This window comes from Enterobacter sp. SA187 (genome assembly GCF_001888805.2).
In the GTDB taxonomy this organism is placed as follows: Bacteria; Pseudomonadota; Gammaproteobacteria; order Enterobacterales; family Enterobacteriaceae; genus Enterobacter_D.
The window spans coordinates 2,697,806-2,714,318 of sequence record NZ_CP019113.1 but is presented as its reverse complement, the minus strand read 5'-3'; the positions used below and the strand labels follow the sequence as shown (position 1 = coordinate 2,714,318).

Genomic DNA, 16,513 nt, shown 5'->3' with positions numbered 1-16,513 from the left:
CGTGACCACCACCCGGCAACAAAAAAACCGGTCCGGTTACGAGAACCAGCTGCCAAACCACTCGTGGAATTTCATCAGCACAAAGTCCCACATCCGGCTGACGAAACCGCCCTCTTCCACCGCTTCCATTACCAGCAATGGCCGTTTTTCAATCACTTTGCCGTTAAGCTGGAAATCGATCGTGCCCACCACCTGGCCCTTTTTCAGCGGCGCGGTCAGCTGCGGCTCGGTCAGCGTCCAGGTCGCTTTCAGGTTCTTTAACTGACCTTTCGGAATGGTAATAGACCCGGCTTCGCCTGCCCCCAGCTTCACCTCTTTGCTGTCGCCAAACCACACGCGGGTGCTGACAAAAGTCGCATCCGGCTTAATTGGCGTGACGGTCTCAAAGAAGCGGAAGCCCCAGGTCAGCAGCTTTTCAGATTCATTAAAGCGGATGCGATCCGTTTTACTGCCCAGCACCACTGAAATCAGGCGCATGTCGCCCTGGGTCGCGGAGGCCACCAGGTTATAGCCCGCCCCTTCCGTGGTGCCGGTTTTCATGCCGTCGACATTCAGGTTGGTGCTCCACAGCAGACGGTTACGGTTCGGCTGGCGAATATTATTGAAGGTAAACTCTTTCTCTTTATGGATGGCGTACTCTTCCGGCACATCGTGGATCAGCGCTTTGCCGAGCAGCGCCATATCCCGGGCGGTACTGAACTGCCCTGGCGCATCCAGACCGTGCACGGTTTTAAAGGTGGTATTAGTCAGCCCCAGCCGTTTTGCATAGTTGTTCATCAGGCTGACGAAGGAATCCTGGCTGCCCGCCACGTAGTCGGCGATGGCGATGCTGGCATCGTTGCCGGACTGGATGATCACGCCTTTATTCAGTTCGGAAACCGGCACCTGATCGCCAGGCTTGAGGAACATCAGCGACGAGCCGCGCAGCGCCGGGTTGCCCGTTGCCCAGGCGTCTTTGCCTACCGTCACCATATCGTTAAGATGAATTTTTCCCGCCTTCAGCGCCTGTCCGACCACATAGCTGGTCATCAGCTTGGTGAGGCTGGCCGGATCGAGCTTCTCGTCGGCGTTGCCTTCCGCCAGCACTTTACCGCTGGCATAGTCCATCAGTATCCAGGCGCGGGCATCCACTGCCGGTGCCGCCGGAACCTGTTCAACCGCATACAGCGAAGGGGAGAAAAGAAATAATAGCGCAGAGCCCGCCGCCAGGCCGCGCAGGGATAAAGCGAAATGCGTCATAAATGCCACCCGTGTATCCATTCAAAACAAATCGCGTCACGTCACCGCTTCGCAATAAACGGTGAGTAATAACGTACTCAGGCATGGAAACCAATCATTAACCGGTAAAGTTTTTTAAAGTTTATGCAAATTACGGGATCGACGCCGCAAGTGGAGGATTTTTTTTGTAAGTCGTTGCCTGAATGTTAAATTTATTTCAACATAGAGGATCAGACGTGCCTGGCGCGCGTTCCCGCTGTCCACCGAGAAGGAATTTATATGATTACCCTGTGGGGCCGAAATAATTCCACCAACGTCAAAAAAGTCCGCCTGACGCTGGAAGAGCTTGAACTTCCTTACACGCAAATTCTGGCCGGTTTACAGTACGGTCTGAATCATGATGCGGAATACCTGGCGATGAACCCGAACGGTCTGGTGCCGTTGCTGCGCGATGACGAAACTGACAGCGTGCTGTGGGAATCCAATACCATCGTGCGTTTTCTGGCCGCGCAGTATGGTCAGGGACGCTTATGGATCGACGCCCCGGCTGCCCGTGCGCAGGCGGAAAAGTGGATGGACTGGTCAGCGACTACGCTGGCGCCCCGCCACAGCGTGATCCTTAAAGGACTGGTGAGAACCCCGCCGGAGCAGCGCGATCGGGCAGCCATTGACGAGGCGATTGCCGATTGTGATGGCCTGCTCGGCATCCTCGACGAGGCGCTGGCCAGCACGCCGTGGTTCTCCGGCAAGGAGTTTGGTCTGGGGGATATTGCCCTCGCGCCCTTTGTTTACAGCCTGCTGAATGTGCACACCGCCTGGACGCCGCGCCCGAACCTGACGCGCTGGTATCAGCAGCTGTGCGAGCGCCCGACGGTGCAGAGCGTGGTGATGATCCCGATCACCTGATGCGCTGACTGCTGGCGCGAACCTGCAATTTTCCCACCAGCTTAATGTGCGCCGCGGCATCTTCCCCGGCGCACAGATACTCCACCGCCATTCTGCCCAGTTCGTTATAGGCCAGCTGTATACTGGTGAGCATCGGCGTCAGCTGATGCGAAATGCGCTGATCGTCGTAGCCGCATACCAGCACATCTTCCGGAATACGTTTCCCCAGCGTGGCGAGCGCCTGATAGCAGCCGAGCGTCATCCAGTCGCTGGCGCAGAAGATCGCCTGCGGCGGCTGCGGCAACTGCATCAGTTCCAGCGTGGCGGCAAAAGTCGCGTTCAGCGACCAGTCGGTTTTATGCACCAGCGCCGCATCCGGTTCGATCCCGGCGTGGCGCAGCGTCTGCTCATAGCCTTCGAGACGTTCCTTGCTGGCATCCATCCATTCATCACCGGAAATATGGGCGATACGGGTGACCCCCTGATCCAGCAGATGCTGTGTTATCTGGCAGGCGTTGGCGCGATCGTCGGGTAAAAAGGTGGGCAGCAGTGGGCGCTGTTCGTCGTACTGATTAAGCAGCACGACCGGAAAATCGCACACGCCCTCGAACGGCGAGAAATCAAAGGGGCGCGTCACGGGGCTTGCAAAAATCACCCCGGCGCAACGGCGGCTGGCCAGCTGACGCAGGATATGCCGCGCCAGCTCGCTGTCCTCGCCGTAATCGTACACTGACAACAGCGTATCGTGCTGCCAGGCACAGGCGCTGGCTTCACTGAGCGCATCGCCAAAGGGATCGTAGCCGGGCATACCGCTCACCAGCAGCGCCACTTCCTCCTGCCCTTCCGGGCGGTGCTGCACCGCCAGCTTCTGATAACCCAGCGTTTTCGCGGCATCAAACACGCGCTCTCTTGTGGCGTCGCTTAACCGGATGGTGCGGCTGTTATTCAGCACCAGCGATACCGTCGCCTGGGAAACGCCCGCCAGGCGGGCAATATCGCCCATGGTAATTTTATTTTTCTTCTGCATTTTTCGTCCTCAAGCCCCGCCTGACTATACCACATCAGGCTCCTTCTTCCGGATCGCTGTTTTGTGAATGGAATAACAGTATCGGGACGTAAAAACGCTCACTATCTGCGCGCACTAATAAATATTAGCTAATAATATTCAACCAGGGAGGACGTCATGAGAACACGCTGGAGTAGTGAGCAGGCAAAAGGCTGGTATAAGGAACACGGCTGGGCCTGCGGCTTTAATTATCTGCCGCGCACGGCGGTAAACTGGACGGAGATGTGGCAGGCGGACACCTTCGATCCGATCACCATTGATGAGGAGCTGGGCTGGGCGGAGCGCTACGGCTATAACAGTCTGCGCACCAATCTGCCGTTTATCGTCTGGGAAAGTGACCGCGATGGCCTGTTGTCGCGTATTGATACCTTTCTCAGCCTGGCCGCCCGCCACGGTCTGAAAGTCATGCTGACGCTGATGGATGACTGCGCTTTTTCAGGCGATGAGCCGTTCACCGGGCCGCAAAAGCCCCCCAGACCGGCGGTGCATAACAGCCAGGCGGCGGCCAGCCCCGGACGCAAAATCGTCATGGATCCAGGCCAGTGGCCGCGCGTCGAAGCCTACGTGCGCGACCTGATCGGCAGCTTTGGCGACGATGATCGCATCACTATCTGGGATCTCTATAACGAACCCGGCAACCGCGGGCTGTTCGTCTCGCCGGTCGAATATGCCGAATATGACGAGGCGCTGGAGGGCTTTGCGCTGGAGCTGGTCTATCGCGCGTTTGACTGGGCGCGGGATGTGGATCCCGTTCAGCCGCTCACCATTGGCGCATGGCATGCGGACGTGGCGGCAAACAAAGCCTTTCTGCACCCCATTGATATCGCGGCGCTGGAGCAGTCGGACATCATCACTTATCACGCCTACGCGCCGACCATGATGCAGCTGGAGATCCTGCATTCGCTGGCGCAGTACGACCGGCCCGTGCTGTGCACCGAGTGGCTTTCACGTCATACCGGCTGCGTGTTCAGCGAGCAGTTGCCGCTGTTCAGCCTCTATCAGACCGGCTGTTATCACTGGGGGCTGGTGCAGGGCAAAACCCAGACCTGGCTGCCGTGGCCGGGGGTGAATAAAACCCATCCGGATCCGCAGTCGCTGTGGTTTCACGATGTGCTGACGCCGGAAGGCGAACCCTGGCGCGAGCAGGAGATGCACCTTGTCAAACGCCTGACCGCCCGCCAGCAGCAGATCCAGCAGTACGCCTTCGGTAATGAGGAGTGAATCATGAAAAGACTCTTACCTCTCCTTATTGCCTGTTGCTGCGCCAGCGCGGTGGCCCCCGCGTTCAGCGCCGATGCGGTGACGCTGCGCTTCTCCTGGTGGGGCGGCAAAGATCGCCATCAGGCGACGCTCGCCGCCCTGCAGGCTTTCGAAGCGAAGTACCCGGATATTAAGGTGAAAGCGGAATATACCGGCTGGGAAGGCTACTTCTCACGGCTGACCACGCAGATCAACAGCGGAACGGAAGCCGATCTGATCCAGACCAACTGGAACTGGCTGACGCTAATGTCCAGAAAAGGCGATGGCTTTTACGATCTGAATCAGCTTGCGGGTACGCTCGATCTAAACCAGTTTTCCCCTGCCGCGCTGGCCACCACCACGGTCAACGGCAAGCTCAACGCCCTGCCGTTGTCCACCAACGTAATGGGCTTCTATTACAATCAGGCCAGCTGGCAGAAGGCCGGGCTGCCGCTGCCGAAAAGCTGGGATGAACTGCTGGCGGCAGGGACGGTATTTAAGGAAAAGCTCGGCGATAACGCCTATCCGATCTACGTCGGCGAGCAGGACTGTATGTTGCTGGTGTTTTCGTGGATGTATCAGCAGGATCAAAAGCCGATGATCGACGTAAACAGAAAACGTCTGGCCTGGGATCGGGCCGATCTTACCAGGGCATTCGGTTTCTATAAAAAGCTGGTGGATAACCATGTACTGCCCGATACCAAAGTGCTGGCCTCCTACGGCGCGAAAAGCACGCCGATTTATGAGCTGAAACCCTGGATGGAGGGCGAATGGGCGGGCAGCTATAACTGGAACGTGCTCTACCCGTCGCAGAGCGTGACGCTGAAAAATCCCGCCGATCTGGTGCCAGGCCCCTATCCACTGTTGCCAGGGGCGAAAGATGCCGGACAGTTCCGGAAAACGGCGATCATGTACTCGATAGGCCGTACCACGAAGCACCCAAAAGAGGCGGCGCTGCTGCTGAACTTTCTGGTGAACGAGCCGGAAGGCGTGATCCCGGTGGGGCTGGAGCGCGGCGCGCCTTTGAGTCAGGCGGCGGATAAACTGCTGCGGGAAAAAGGCATTTTGCTGGACAGCGATCCGGTGATCGCCGGGCTGTTGCAGTCCTACGCCCTGCCGAATAACTTTGTCGCCACCCCCTATATGGAAGATATGCAGTTTGGCGCGCTCTTTACCGCCGTACGTGAAAAGCTCGACTACGGCAAAATGAGCGTCGAGGAGGCGGCCAGCGATTTTGAACAGCAGGCCAACCGCATCCTGAAACGCGTGATGCGTTAACCTTCCCTGCGCGCCGGTACTGCTGGCGCGCAAATCAGGTCTGCGGGCTGACTTTCAGCAGCTCGCCATCAGACTCATCGGTCAGCACATAGAGATACCCGTCCGGCCCGACGCGCACATCGCGGATACGCTGATTGCGATCGCCGAGAATGCGCCCGTCTTCGCTGACTTTATTACCGTTCACGCTCATGACGATCACGTCCTTGTCCTTCAGCGCGCCGATAAAGAGTTTGTTCTGCCACTGCGGGAAAGTCGGACTGTTATAAAACGCCATACCGCTTACCGCCGGGGACTGCTTCCAGTAAAAGATCGGCGGCTCGGTGCCTTCCACGATCTCGCCCTTCGCTTCCGGGATCTTCAGCCCGCTGTAGTTAATGCCGTGGGTCGCCAGCGGCCAGCCGTAGTTTTTGCCGCGTTCGGGAATATTGATCTCATCGCCGCCGCGCGGGCCGTGCTCGTTAAGCCACAGGGCATCGCTCCAGGGATTCATCGCCATGCCCTGCGGATTACGAATGCCATACGACCAGATTTCCGGCCGCGCACCGGCTTTACCGGCCCACGGATTATCTTCCGGCACCTGACCATCCTCGGTTAAGCGCACCAGTTTGCCCTGGTGTTTGTCCAGATCCTGCGCCGTGGGTCGCTGGTTATTTTCCCCCAGCGCGATAAACAGATGCCCTTTACCATCAAACACCAGCCGTCCACCGAAATGGTTGCCGGTGGAGAGTTTTGGCGTCTGGCGGAACACCGTCTGGAAATTCTCCAGCCGCTTAAGATCGTCGCTCAGTTTGCCGTAGCCTACCGCTGTACCGGCATTGCCGTCGCTGTCGGCTTCGGCGTAGCTCAGCCAGACGCGGCGGGAACTGGCAAAATCCGGCGCCAGCGCCACATCCAGTAATCCGCCCTGGCCGTTCGCCCAGACGCGGGGTACGCCGCTTATCGGATCTGACAGGCCGCCGTTTTCCTGCCAGTGGCGTAACTGGCCGCCGCGCAGGGTAATGAGCATGCCTTTGTTATCCGGCAAAAACGCCAGTGACCAGGGGTGATCAAGTTTGGTTTGCAGGGCATCAACCTTGACCGGCGCAGGGGCGGCAAATATTGATGTGCTCAATAACAGGGCAGGAATGACCAGCAGGGGGGAACGGCGCATATTGCTCTCCTTTAATCGCACTGGATAAAGATTAGCCAGTCAGGACGGCTGCGCTTTGACTTTTACAAAAGCTTTAACTTCAGCAAACTGAAGGGGGAGTCGCCTCCCCCCGGGGATCAGGCCTCTTCGAGGGAAGTATGCTCGTCCAGCCCATCAATGCAGGTGTTCAGGGCATTCAGGCAGCGGTCAAGTTTATCGGCATTAACCGCGATAAAGGTCGGGCTGTCGTGATGGCCGCTCATCAGGCAAACCGCCGCAGAGGACAATGCGCCCTCCGCAAGTCGCAACGCTTCCCACTCATGACGGGTCCAGGGGGCAGATGGCTGCTCCGCCAGATCGCGTATTTCAGTGGCAAGCTTAAAGAAGTTGTCACGTAATTGATTACTTTCGCTGACCGACATATAGCCTTTCGCCTTAAGAAGCTGGACGTAAGCAGCCAGTTCGAGTCTGGCGTGGGTCAGTTTCTCCATCAGATGGAGCTGAAGCCTGTCAACGTTCATCGCCTTCCTCCTCTCACTTATCAAACAGGGTGTAAATTTATCTTAAGTTCACTTTTTAGCCAGATACATGCACCAGATCAATAATTGTAGTCTTGTTAACATTTTTTTACCGTGCATTAACCCGTTAAAACCTTCGCCCTCCCGAATCAGAAGTAGAGCGCCGCCCAAAACCCGTGTAAAATCGCCCGGTTTTTATTTTCCTGTTTACTTTGTGAGCGTATGAGCATGCAACAACCCCGTATTGGCTTCGTCTCCCTCGGCTGCCCGAAAAACCTGGTGGATTCTGAACGCATCCTGACAGAGTTGCGCACTGAAGGTTACGATGTGGTGCCTAATTACGACGACGCCGATATGGTGATCGTGAACACCTGCGGTTTTATCGACAGCGCGGTCCAGGAGTCGCTGGAAGCCATCGGCGAAGCCCTGACTGAAAACGGCAAGGTGATCGTCACCGGCTGCCTCGGCGCGAAAGTGGATCAGATCCGCGAAGTGCACCCGAAGGTGCTGGAAATCACCGGCCCGCACAGCTATGAGCAGGTGCTGGAACACGTGCACCACTATGTGCCGAAGCCGAAGCATAACCCGTTCTTAAGCCTGGTGCCGGAACAGGGCGTGAAGCTGACGCCGCGCCATTACGCTTACCTGAAAATTTCCGAAGGCTGTAACCACCGTTGCACCTTCTGCATTATTCCGTCGATGCGCGGCGATCTGGACAGCCGTCCGATTGGCGACGTGCTGGCGGAAGCGAAACGTCTGGTGGACGCGGGCGTGAAAGAGCTGCTGGTGATCTCCCAGGACACCTCCGCCTACGGCGTTGACGTGAAGCACCGCACCGGTTTCTATAACGGCGAGCCGGTGAAGACCAGCATGGTCAGCCTGTGCGAACAGCTGTCGAAGCTGGGCGTCTGGACACGTCTGCACTATGTGTATCCTTACCCGCACGTGGACGATGTGATCCCGCTGATGGCGGAAGGCAAGATCCTGCCGTACCTGGATATTCCGTTGCAGCACGCCAGCCCGCGTATTCTGAAGCTGATGAAGCGTCCTGGCTCCGTTGACCGCCAGCTGGCGCGTATCAAACAGTGGCGTGAAATCTGCCCGGAACTGACCCTGCGCTCGACCTTTATCGTCGGCTTCCCGGGCGAAACGGAAGAAGATTTCCAGATGCTGCTGGATTTCCTGACCGAAGCGCGTCTGGATCGCGTGGGCTGCTTCAAATACAGCCCGGTTGAAGGCGCAACCGCTAACGAGCTGCCGGACCAGGTGCCGGAAGAGATCAAAGAAGAGCGCTGGAACCGCTTTATGCAGCTGCAACAGCAGATCTCTGCTGAACGTCTGCAGGAGAAAGTGGGCCGCGAAATCATGGTGATCATCGACGAAGTGGATGAAGAAGGCGCGATTGGCCGCAGCATGGCTGACGCCCCGGAAATCGACGGCGCGGTGTACCTGAACGGCGAAACTAACGTGAAGCCGGGCGATGTGATCCGCGTGAAAGTGGAAAACGCCGACGAGTACGATCTGTGGGGTACGCGGGTTTAACTCCCCTCACCCTAACCCTCTCCCACAGGGAGAGGGGATCGTCCAGTGCTGAATTCACCCTCTCCCTGTGGGAGAGGGCCGGGGTGAGGGGTAACTACCCTTTTATCTTCGGATCCAGCGCATCCCGCAGACCATCGCCTAACAGATTAAACGCCAGCACCGTCAGGAAAATCGCCAGGCTCGGGAAGAGCGCCACGTGCGGCGCGATCACCATATCCGCCCGCGCTTCGTTGAGCATTGCGCCCCACTCCGGCGTTGGCGGCTGCGCGCCGAGGCCCAGAAACGACAGGCTCGCCGCCGAGATAATCGACGTGCCGATGCGCATAGTGAAATAGACCACAATCGACGAAATAGTGCCGGGCAGAATGTGGCTGAACAGAATGGTGGCATCGCTGGCCCCGATACTGCGCGCCGATTCGATAAAGGTCTGCTGCTTCAACACCAGCGTATTGCCGCGCACCAGACGGGCAAAGGCCGGAATGGAAAACACCGCCACGGCGATGATCACATTCGCCATCCCGCTACCCATCACCGCCACCACCGCGATGGCCAGCAAAATCCCCGGAAAGGCGAACAGCACATCGCACAGGCGCATGATCAGCCGATCCCACCAGCCCTCGTAATAGCCCGCCAGCAGCCCCAGCACGGTGCCGATCGCCGCGCCGATCAGCACCGCGAAGACGCCCGCCGCCAGCGAGATCTGCGCTCCGGTCAGCACGCGGCTGAAAATATCGCGCCCCAGCGAATCGACGCCGAACCAGTGCAGCATGGAAGGCCCGTCGTTTAAGCGGTCATAGTCGAAATAGTTTTCCGCATCGAAAGGCGCGATCCAGGGGGCAATCGCCGCCACCACAATCAGTAATACCACAAACAGCCCCGCCGCCATGGCGACCGGCTGCTGACGAAATCGCCGCCAGAACTCATGCCACGGCGTACGCACATGGTCCGGTTTCAGACCGGGCATGGCCTTTAATATCGCCTGACGACGCCAGTTTAAAAGTCGCATCCTTACTTGTACCTGATAGCCGGGTTAATGGCGGCGTAAAGCATATCCACCACTAAGTTGATAAGAATAAATTCCAGTGAGAAGAGCAGCACTTCTGCCTGGATCACCGGGTAATCGCGCATTTCCACCGAGTCCACCAGCAAACGCCCCAGCCCCGGCCAGTTGAAGACTTTCTCCACCACAATCGAGCCGCCGAGCAGAAAGCCGAATTGTAAGCCCATCATGGTGACCACCGGGATCATGGCATTACGCAGACCATGCTTGAGGATGATCCACTTCTCGCTCACCCCTTTAGCGCGGGCAGTACGCATGTAATCTTCGTTCAGCACATCGACAAAAGAGGCGCGGGTAAAGCGCGCCATTACTGCCGCCACCGCCGCGCCCAGCGTGATGGACGGTAAAATATAGTGCCGCCAGCTGTCAGCGCCCACCGTTGGCAACCAGCCGAGTTCGACGGAAAAGACCTGCATCAGCAGCATACCGAGGGCAAACGCCGGAAAGGAGATCCCGGTGACGGCGAGCGCCATGCCGAGACGATCCGGCCAGCGGTTACGCCAGACGGCGGCGGAGATCCCCGCCGCCAGGCCAAACAGCATCGCCCAGCTCATGCTGGCCAGCGTCAGCCACAGCGTCGGCATAAAGCGGCTGGCGATCTCATCGGCCACCGGACGGCGTGACACCATTGAGTTGCCGAAATCCCCCCGTAATACGTCCGTAATGTAATGCCAGAACTGCACATACAGCGGCTGGTCAAGGCCGAGCTGCTGGCGCACCATCGCCACCACCTGCGCGTCGGCCTCCGGCCCCGCCACCAGCCGCGCCGGATCGCCTGGCAGCAGATGGACAAATAAAAACACCAGCACCGCCACAATCAGCAGTGTCGGGATAAGACCCAGCAGGCGTTTGAGAAAATAGTTAAGCATGTTCTACCCTGAATCCGATGCCCCTTTTCCCTGCCTTCTTTGCAAACAAAAGGGGCATTCTCACTATTTCAAATCCGCATCGTCAAAACTGAAGCCTGTATCCGGCATGATGTAGAACCCGGTCAGATCTTTGTTATGCGCTGACACCAGCTTTTCCACCACCAGCGGTACCCAGGGAGCGTCTTTCCAGATCGTATCCTGCGCTGCTTTATACAGGCGGGCTTTCTCTTCCGGATTGGTGGTCTTCAGTGCCGCAACCAGATCCTGATCCACCTGCGGATTGCTGTAGAAGGCGGTATTAAACTGCGTTGGCGGCCAGTTTTGCGTGGTGAACAGCGGCGACAGCGCCCAGTCAGCCTCGCCGGTAGACGCCGTCCAGCCGGTGTAGAACATCCTCACCCCGCTCTCTTTCTGCCCCTTGCCTTCCACTTCCGACGCACGCTGTCCGGCATCCATCGCCGTGACCTGCGCCTTGATGCCGACCTGCGCCAGCTGCTGCTGAGTAAACTGCAAGACTTTTTGCGCAGTGCTGTGATTGTGCGACGACCAGAGCGTGGTGCTGAAACCCTTCGGATAGCCTGCTTCTTTCAGCAGTTCACGGGCTTTCGCCGGATCGTAAGGCCACGGCTGATAGGTTTGCGCATTTGCCAGCGTCGGCGGGATCACGCCGGTCGCCGGCGTGGCGTATCCTGCAAAGGCCACTTTTACCAGCGCCTGCCGGTTAATGGCGTAATTGATCGCTTCACGCACTTTCGGGTTGTCGAACGGTTTTTGCGTCACGTTCATGCTGATGTAGCGCTGCATAATGGAGGGGCTTGCCACCAGCTCCAGCTTGCTGTTTTTTTGCAGCACGGCGGCCTGCTCGTAGGGGATCGGGAAGGCGAACTGCGCCTCGCCGGTTTGCAGCATGGCCGCGCGGGTATTGTTATCCACTACCGGACGCCAGGTGATGGTATCGAGCTTCGGCAGCCCTTTTTGCCAGTAATCAGCAAATTTTTTCACCTTCACAAAATCGGTCTGGTTCCAGGTATCAAGGGTATAAGGACCGGTGCCCACCGGGTGGAAGCCAATCTCTTTACCGTATTTAGAGAGCGCTGCCGGGGAAATCATCGCCGTCGCCGGGTGCGCCAGAATATTGATAAAGGCGGAGAACGGCTGTTTCAGGGTAATTTTTACCGTCGACGGATCCACGGCTTCGGTCTGCGCGATATTTTTATACAGGTTATAGCGCTTCAGGCTGCTGGCCGGATCGCTGGCACGGTCGAGGTTCACCTTTACCGCTGCCGCGTTAAAATCGGTGCCGTCCTGGAACTTCACGCCCTGACGTAGTTTGATGGTATAGACCAGGCCGTCGTCCGACACGGTATAACTTTCCGCAAGAACGTTTTTCAGCTTCATCTCTTTATCCAGCCCGAACAGCCCCTGATAGAAGGATTTCGCCACCGCCTGTGAGAGGGTGTCGTTGGCGTCATAAGGATCGAGGGTGGTGAAATTAGAGGCCACCGCCACCACCACGTCTTTCGCGGCCAGCACCGGTGCGGCAGCAAGAACAGAGGCGACGCCGAGCGCAACCTGCCATTTCCGCGCAACAAATTGTGTCATGTTAATCTCCTGAGTTTCCCTGTCTGTCCGGGAATATTATTGTCATTAAAATGCAGATGAAGTGCTGCCTGGTGTTGTGCGTGCGACCAGGTGATCCGGCGCAACCTGTTGCAGCTGCACGCGGCGCGGCGGATCGCCCAGTTTGCGGATGTTGCTCGGCATCTCGTCCGAGAGCAGCACCCGCTGCGGCCGCTGGTGACCCGGATCGGCCACCGGCACCGCCGCCATTAACTTACGCGTATAGGGATGCTGCGGGTTTTCGAACACCGCGCGCCGCGGGCCAATTTCCACAATCTGCCCCATATACATCACCGCCACGCGATGACTGATGCGCTCCACCACCGCCATGTCGTGGGAGATAAACAGATAAGCGATACCCATTTCCCGCTGCAAATCGAGCAGCAAATTGATGATTTGCGCGCGGATAGACACATCCAGCGCCGAGACGGACTCATCGGCGATAACCACTTTTGGATTGAGCGCCAGCGCGCGGGCAATGCAGATGCGCTGCCGCTGGCCGCCGGAAAACTCATGGGGATAGCGCCAGGCGTGCTCCGGCTTTAAGCCGACGCGCTCCAGCAGCCAGGCCAGACGGCGCTCGGAGGCCTGCGTATCCAGCAGATCGTGTACCCGCAGCGGCTCCATAATCGAGTAGCCGATGGTTTTACGCGGATCGAGGGAGGCAAAGGGATCCTGGAAAATACACTGAATATCCCGGCGCAGCGGCTGAAGCTGGCTGTCGGGCAGCGTGTCGATGCGCTGACCGTTAAAGGTGATGGTGCCGCCCTGGGAGGCCACCAGCCGCAGCAGCGCGCGCCCGGTGGTGGATTTTCCGCAGCCGGACTCCCCCACCAGCGACAGCGTCTCCCCCGGCCAGAGATCAAAGCTGACGCCTTCCACCGCGTGTACTTCGCGGGTCACGCGATTGAGAATGCCGCTGCGTATCGGGTAACGCGACACCAGATCCCGCACCTGCAAAATGGGCTCTCCCGCCACCACCGTGTCCTGACCGTTTCCGGTGTCGGGCAATACTGCGGCGCTGCGGGACGGCAGCGGGAAACGGCGCGGCAGATCGCTGCCGCGCATGGCACCGAGGCGCGGCACTGCCGCCAGCAGGGATTTCGTATAGGGATGCTGCGGCGCGTTGAAGATCTGCTCCACGCTGCCGGTTTCCACGGCTTCGCCCTGGTACATCACCAGCACCCGGTCAGCAATATCCGCCACCACGCCCATATCATGGGTGATAAAAATCACCCCCATCGCCATCTCTTTTTGCAGCACGCTGATCAGTTGCAGGATCTGCGCCTGGATAGTCACGTCCAGCGCGGTGGTGGGCTCATCGGCGATCAGCACCGCCGGGCGACAGGAGAGCGCCATGGCGATCATCACCCGCTGACGCATCCCGCCTGAGAGCTGGTGCGGGAAGCGGGACAAAATGGCGTCCGCCTCAGGAATACGCACCTGCTCCAGCATGCGCCGGGCTTCTTTCAGCGCGGCATCGCGCCCCAGCCCCTGATGCAGGCGGATCGACTCGGCGATCTGCTCGCCGACGGTAAACACCGGATTGAGCGAGGTCATCGGCTCCTGAAAGATCATCGCCATATCCGCTCCGCGCACGCTGCGCATCTGAGCATGACTTAACCCATTCAGATCCACCACCTGACGGCTTCGGCGTTGCAGACGAAGCTCATCGCTGCTGACCATGCCGCCGGACTGCGCCAGCAGACGCATCAGCGCCAGCGCCGTAACGGATTTACCAGAGCCGGATTCGCCGACAATCGCCAGGGTTTCCCCCCGTTTCAGGGAAAAGGAGAGATCCCGCACGACGTGCGACGTGCCGCCTTCGTCCGGAAAACGAATATTCAGTTTACTGACCCGCAGCACTTCACTGGCGTCTGACTCAAGCACGTGCGACCATCCTCTGACCTCTTACTGATTGAGTGCCTGAAAACAGGCATGAATTTTGACTATAGAAAGTCAAATCAACGAAGTAAAGCAACCTGACCGGTAAGGCACATATTGATTACATTCAGCCGAACCGGGTTTTCTGCCATAATAGGCGTTTTGAATGCACGTTCAGATTGCCAGTCAGGAGCACACATGGAGTTTTCCGCAGGCCTTTTGCCGCTGGAGACAGCGCTGTCTCAGATGCTGTCCGTTATTACCCCGATCACCGCGTACGATACGCTGCCGCTGCTGGCCTGTTTCGGGCGCGTCACGGCGCATGACGTGGTTTCGCCGCTGAATGTCCCCGGCTTTGATAACTCCGCGATGGACGGCTACGCCGTGCGGCTGACGGATCTGGCGGCGGGCGCGCCCCTGCCGGTGGCGGGAAAGGCCTTTGCCGGGCAGCCGTTTAACGATGTGTGGCCTGTCGGCACCTGCGTGCGCATTATGACCGGCGCGCCCGTTCCTGCGGGCTGCGATGCGGTGGTGATGCAGGAAGAAACCGAACAGAGCGACGCAGGCGTGCGTTTTACCCGCGAGGTGCGCGCCGGGCAGAATATCCGTCGCCTCGGGGAAGACATCCGCGCCGGTGAGGTGGTGTTTAAGGCCGGGCAGACGCTGACGGTGGCCGAACTGCCAGTGCTGGCGTCGCTGGGTATCGCCAGCGTCGACGTGGTGCGTAAAGTGCGCGTGGCGCTGTTTTCCACCGGCGATGAACTGCAACTGCCGGGACAGCCGCTGGGCGACGGACAAATCTACGATACTAACCGGCTGGCGGTGCATTTAATGCTGGAGCAGCTTGGCTGCACGGTGATCAACCTCGGCATTATTCCTGACGATCCCGCCCGGTTACGGGAAGCCTTTATTGCCGCGGACAGCCAGGCAGACCTGGTGATCACCTCCGGCGGCGTATCTGTGGGTGAAGCGGACTACACCAAAACGCTGCTTGAAGAGCTGGGTGAAATCGGCTTCTGGAAGCTGGCGATCAAGCCCGGTAAACCTTTCGCCTTCGGCAAGCTGAGCCAGAGCTGGTTCTGCGGGCTGCCGGGCAATCCGGTATCAGCGGCAGTGACTTTCTATCAGCTGGTGATCCCGCTACTGGCGAAACTGGGCGGTAAAAATGACAGCGCGCTGCCGACGCGTCTGCGCGTGCGCACCGCCACCCGCCTGAAAAAATCACCGGGCCGCCTCGATTTTCAGCGCGGCCTGTTAACCCGCAATGAACAGGGCGAATTAACCGTCAGCACCACCGGGCATCAGGGCTCGCATATCTTCAGCTCCTTCAGCCAGGGCAACTGTTTTATCGTGCTGGAAGCGGAGCGACAGAACGTCGAAGCGGGAGAATGGGTTGAGGTGGAGCCGTTTAATCATCTGTTCGGAGGGCTGTAATGTCCATTGAACTGAGCGATGGCGAGATGATGCGCTACAACCGGCAGATCGTGCTGCGCGGCTTTGACTTTGACGGTCAGGAGCGGCTGAAAGGCGCACGGGTGCTGGTGGTGGGGCTTGGCGGGCTGGGCTGCGCAGCGGCGCAGTACCTGGCGGCGGCGGGCGTCGGCCATCTGACGCTGCTGGATTTTGATACTGTCTCCCTCTCGAATCTGCAACGGCAGACGCTGCACAGCGACGCCACGCTTGGCGAGCCCAAAGTAGAGTCGGCCCGCGCGGCGCTGGCGCGTATCAATCCGCACGTCTCCTTTACCCTGCTCAACGCGCAGCTGGACGACGACGCCCTGAACGCGCAGATCGCCGCCCACGATCTGGTGCTGGACTGCACCGACAACGTTGCGGTCCGTAATCAGCTTAATGCCGGATGTTTTCAGGCGAAAGTGCCGCTGGTTTCCGGCGCGGCGATCCGCATGGAAGGCCAGATCAGCGTCTTCACCTGGCAGCCGGGCGAGCCGTGCTACCGCTGCCTGAGCCGTCTGTTCGGCGAGAATGCGCTGACCTGCGTGGAAGCGGGCGTGATGGCCCCGCTGGTGGGGGTGATTGGTTCGTTACAGGCGATGGAAGCCATCAAGCTGCTGGCGCATTATGGCACGCCCGCCGCCGGGAAAATCGTGATGTACGACGCCATGACCTGCCAGTTCCGCGAGATGAAATTAATGCGCCATGCCGGATGCGAGGTGTGCGGGCAATCTTAGCCGCTATGCCCGGCGG

The 16,513-nt window shown here is 58.7% G+C and carries 14 protein-coding genes; 6 read left to right on the top strand and 8 right to left on the bottom strand.

Translation table 11 applies throughout. From position 1 onward, the window contains the following. Positions 1 to 36: 36 nt before the first annotated feature. A complete protein-coding gene (gene dacC, locus BMF08_RS12935; protein ID WP_072569425.1) occupies positions 37 to 1,239 on the bottom strand; it encodes a serine-type D-Ala-D-Ala carboxypeptidase in 1,203 nt (400 codons plus the stop codon). A gap of 258 nt (positions 1,240 to 1,497) precedes the next feature. Here dacC and BMF08_RS12930 point away from each other — a divergent pair, with 258 nt between their 5' ends. Then, complete coding sequence (locus tag BMF08_RS12930; RefSeq protein WP_072567972.1) at positions 1,498 to 2,124, top strand: glutathione S-transferase family protein; 627 nt, start codon at positions 1,498 to 1,500, stop codon at positions 2,122 to 2,124. On the opposite strand, the gene BMF08_RS12925 is transcribed toward BMF08_RS12930, so the two are convergent. Continuing rightward, positions 2,117 to 3,130 (bottom strand): LacI family DNA-binding transcriptional regulator, encoded by a 1,014-nt coding sequence (locus tag BMF08_RS12925; protein ID WP_072567971.1) that lies wholly within the window; start codon positions 3,128 to 3,130, stop codon positions 2,117 to 2,119. The two genes, BMF08_RS12930 and BMF08_RS12925, sit on opposite strands and share 8 nt — an antisense overlap. A 156-nt stretch (positions 3,131 to 3,286) precedes the next feature. Here BMF08_RS12925 and BMF08_RS12920 point away from each other — a divergent pair, with 156 nt between their 5' ends. Beyond that, entirely contained in the window at positions 3,287 to 4,390 is a 1,104-nt protein-coding gene (locus BMF08_RS12920) for a cellulase family glycosylhydrolase (protein ID WP_072567970.1), read from the top strand. Continuing rightward, complete coding sequence (locus BMF08_RS12915) at positions 4,391 to 5,686, top strand: ABC transporter substrate-binding protein (protein ID WP_072567969.1); 1,296 nt, start codon at positions 4,391 to 4,393, stop codon at positions 5,684 to 5,686. A 34-nt stretch (positions 5,687 to 5,720) separates the two neighbouring features. On the opposite strand, the gene BMF08_RS12910 is transcribed toward BMF08_RS12915, so the two are convergent. Together BMF08_RS12910 and BMF08_RS12905 are read right to left on the bottom strand one after the other, a co-directional pair. Beyond that, a complete protein-coding gene (locus BMF08_RS12910; protein ID WP_072567968.1) occupies positions 5,721 to 6,836 on the bottom strand; it encodes a PQQ-dependent sugar dehydrogenase in 1,116 nt (371 codons plus the stop codon). A 116-nt stretch (positions 6,837 to 6,952) separates the two neighbouring features. Beyond that, positions 6,953 to 7,336 (bottom strand): biofilm formation regulator BssR, encoded by a 384-nt coding sequence (locus BMF08_RS12905; RefSeq protein WP_072567967.1) that lies wholly within the window; start codon positions 7,334 to 7,336, stop codon positions 6,953 to 6,955. A gap of 225 nt (positions 7,337 to 7,561) precedes the next feature. On the opposite strand from BMF08_RS12905, the gene rimO reads away from it, so the two are divergent. After that, positions 7,562 to 8,875: a 30S ribosomal protein S12 methylthiotransferase RimO gene (gene rimO / locus BMF08_RS12900; RefSeq protein ID WP_412175879.1), complete on the top strand. Its 1,314-nt coding sequence runs from the start codon at positions 7,562 to 7,564 to the stop codon at positions 8,873 to 8,875. Positions 8,876 to 8,969: 94 nt separating this feature from the next. On the opposite strand, the gene gsiD is transcribed toward rimO, so the two are convergent. The 4 genes from gsiD to gsiA all read right to left on the bottom strand — a co-directional run bounded on the left by gsiD (position 8,970) and on the right by gsiA (position 14,314). After that, positions 8,970 to 9,881, bottom strand: coding sequence for a glutathione ABC transporter permease GsiD (gsiD, locus tag BMF08_RS12895; RefSeq protein WP_072567965.1), 912 nt, complete (start codon positions 9,879 to 9,881; stop codon positions 8,970 to 8,972). Between the two features lie 2 nt (positions 9,882 to 9,883). Continuing rightward, entirely contained in the window at positions 9,884 to 10,804 is a 921-nt protein-coding gene (gsiC, locus tag BMF08_RS12890) for a glutathione ABC transporter permease GsiC (RefSeq protein WP_072567964.1), read from the bottom strand. A gap of 63 nt (positions 10,805 to 10,867) precedes the next feature. Continuing rightward, entirely contained in the window at positions 10,868 to 12,406 is a 1,539-nt protein-coding gene (gene gsiB, locus BMF08_RS12885) for a glutathione ABC transporter substrate-binding protein GsiB (RefSeq protein ID WP_072567963.1), read from the bottom strand. Between the two features lie 45 nt (positions 12,407 to 12,451). Next, positions 12,452 to 14,314, bottom strand: a complete 1,863-nt coding sequence (gene gsiA, locus BMF08_RS12880) for a glutathione ABC transporter ATP-binding protein GsiA (protein WP_072567962.1) — start codon at positions 14,312 to 14,314, stop codon at positions 12,452 to 12,454. A gap of 192 nt (positions 14,315 to 14,506) precedes the next feature. Here gsiA and moeA point away from each other — a divergent pair, with 192 nt between their 5' ends. Next, a complete protein-coding gene (gene moeA / locus BMF08_RS12875) occupies positions 14,507 to 15,742 on the top strand; it encodes a molybdopterin molybdotransferase MoeA (protein ID WP_072567961.1) in 1,236 nt (411 codons plus the stop codon). Continuing rightward, entirely contained in the window at positions 15,742 to 16,497 is a 756-nt protein-coding gene (moeB, locus tag BMF08_RS12870; RefSeq protein ID WP_072567960.1) for a molybdopterin-synthase adenylyltransferase MoeB, read from the top strand. The genes moeA and moeB overlap by 1 nt, the downstream gene beginning before the upstream one ends. Positions 16,498 to 16,513 lie beyond the last annotated feature (16 nt).

Excerpts from the sequence above, each read along its gene's own strand:
- dacC (WP_072569425.1), bottom strand. The coding sequence starts at position 1,239 with ATGACGCATTTCGCTTTATCCCTGCGCGGCCTGGCGGCGGGCTCTGCG.
- BMF08_RS12930 (WP_072567972.1), top strand. The coding sequence starts at position 1,498 with ATGATTACCCTGTGGGGCCGAAATAATTCCACCAACGTCAAAAAAGTC.
- BMF08_RS12925 (WP_072567971.1), bottom strand. The coding sequence starts at position 3,130 with ATGCAGAAGAAAAATAAAATTACCATGGGCGATATTGCCCGCCTGGCG.
- BMF08_RS12920 (WP_072567970.1), top strand. The coding sequence starts at position 3,287 with ATGAGAACACGCTGGAGTAGTGAGCAGGCAAAAGGCTGGTATAAGGAA.
- BMF08_RS12910 (WP_072567968.1), bottom strand. The coding sequence starts at position 6,836 with ATGCGCCGTTCCCCCCTGCTGGTCATTCCTGCCCTGTTATTGAGCACA.
- BMF08_RS12905 (WP_072567967.1), bottom strand. The coding sequence starts at position 7,336 with ATGAACGTTGACAGGCTTCAGCTCCATCTGATGGAGAAACTGACCCAC.
- rimO (WP_412175879.1), top strand. The coding sequence starts at position 7,562 with ATGCAACAACCCCGTATTGGCTTCGTCTCCCTCGGCTGCCCGAAAAAC.
- gsiD (WP_072567965.1), bottom strand. The coding sequence starts at position 9,881 with ATGCGACTTTTAAACTGGCGTCGTCAGGCGATATTAAAGGCCATGCCC.
- gsiC (WP_072567964.1), bottom strand. The coding sequence starts at position 10,804 with ATGCTTAACTATTTTCTCAAACGCCTGCTGGGTCTTATCCCGACACTG.
- gsiB (WP_072567963.1), bottom strand. The coding sequence starts at position 12,406 with ATGACACAATTTGTTGCGCGGAAATGGCAGGTTGCGCTCGGCGTCGCC.
- moeA (WP_072567961.1), top strand. The coding sequence starts at position 14,507 with ATGGAGTTTTCCGCAGGCCTTTTGCCGCTGGAGACAGCGCTGTCTCAG.
- moeB (WP_072567960.1), top strand. The coding sequence starts at position 15,742 with ATGTCCATTGAACTGAGCGATGGCGAGATGATGCGCTACAACCGGCAG.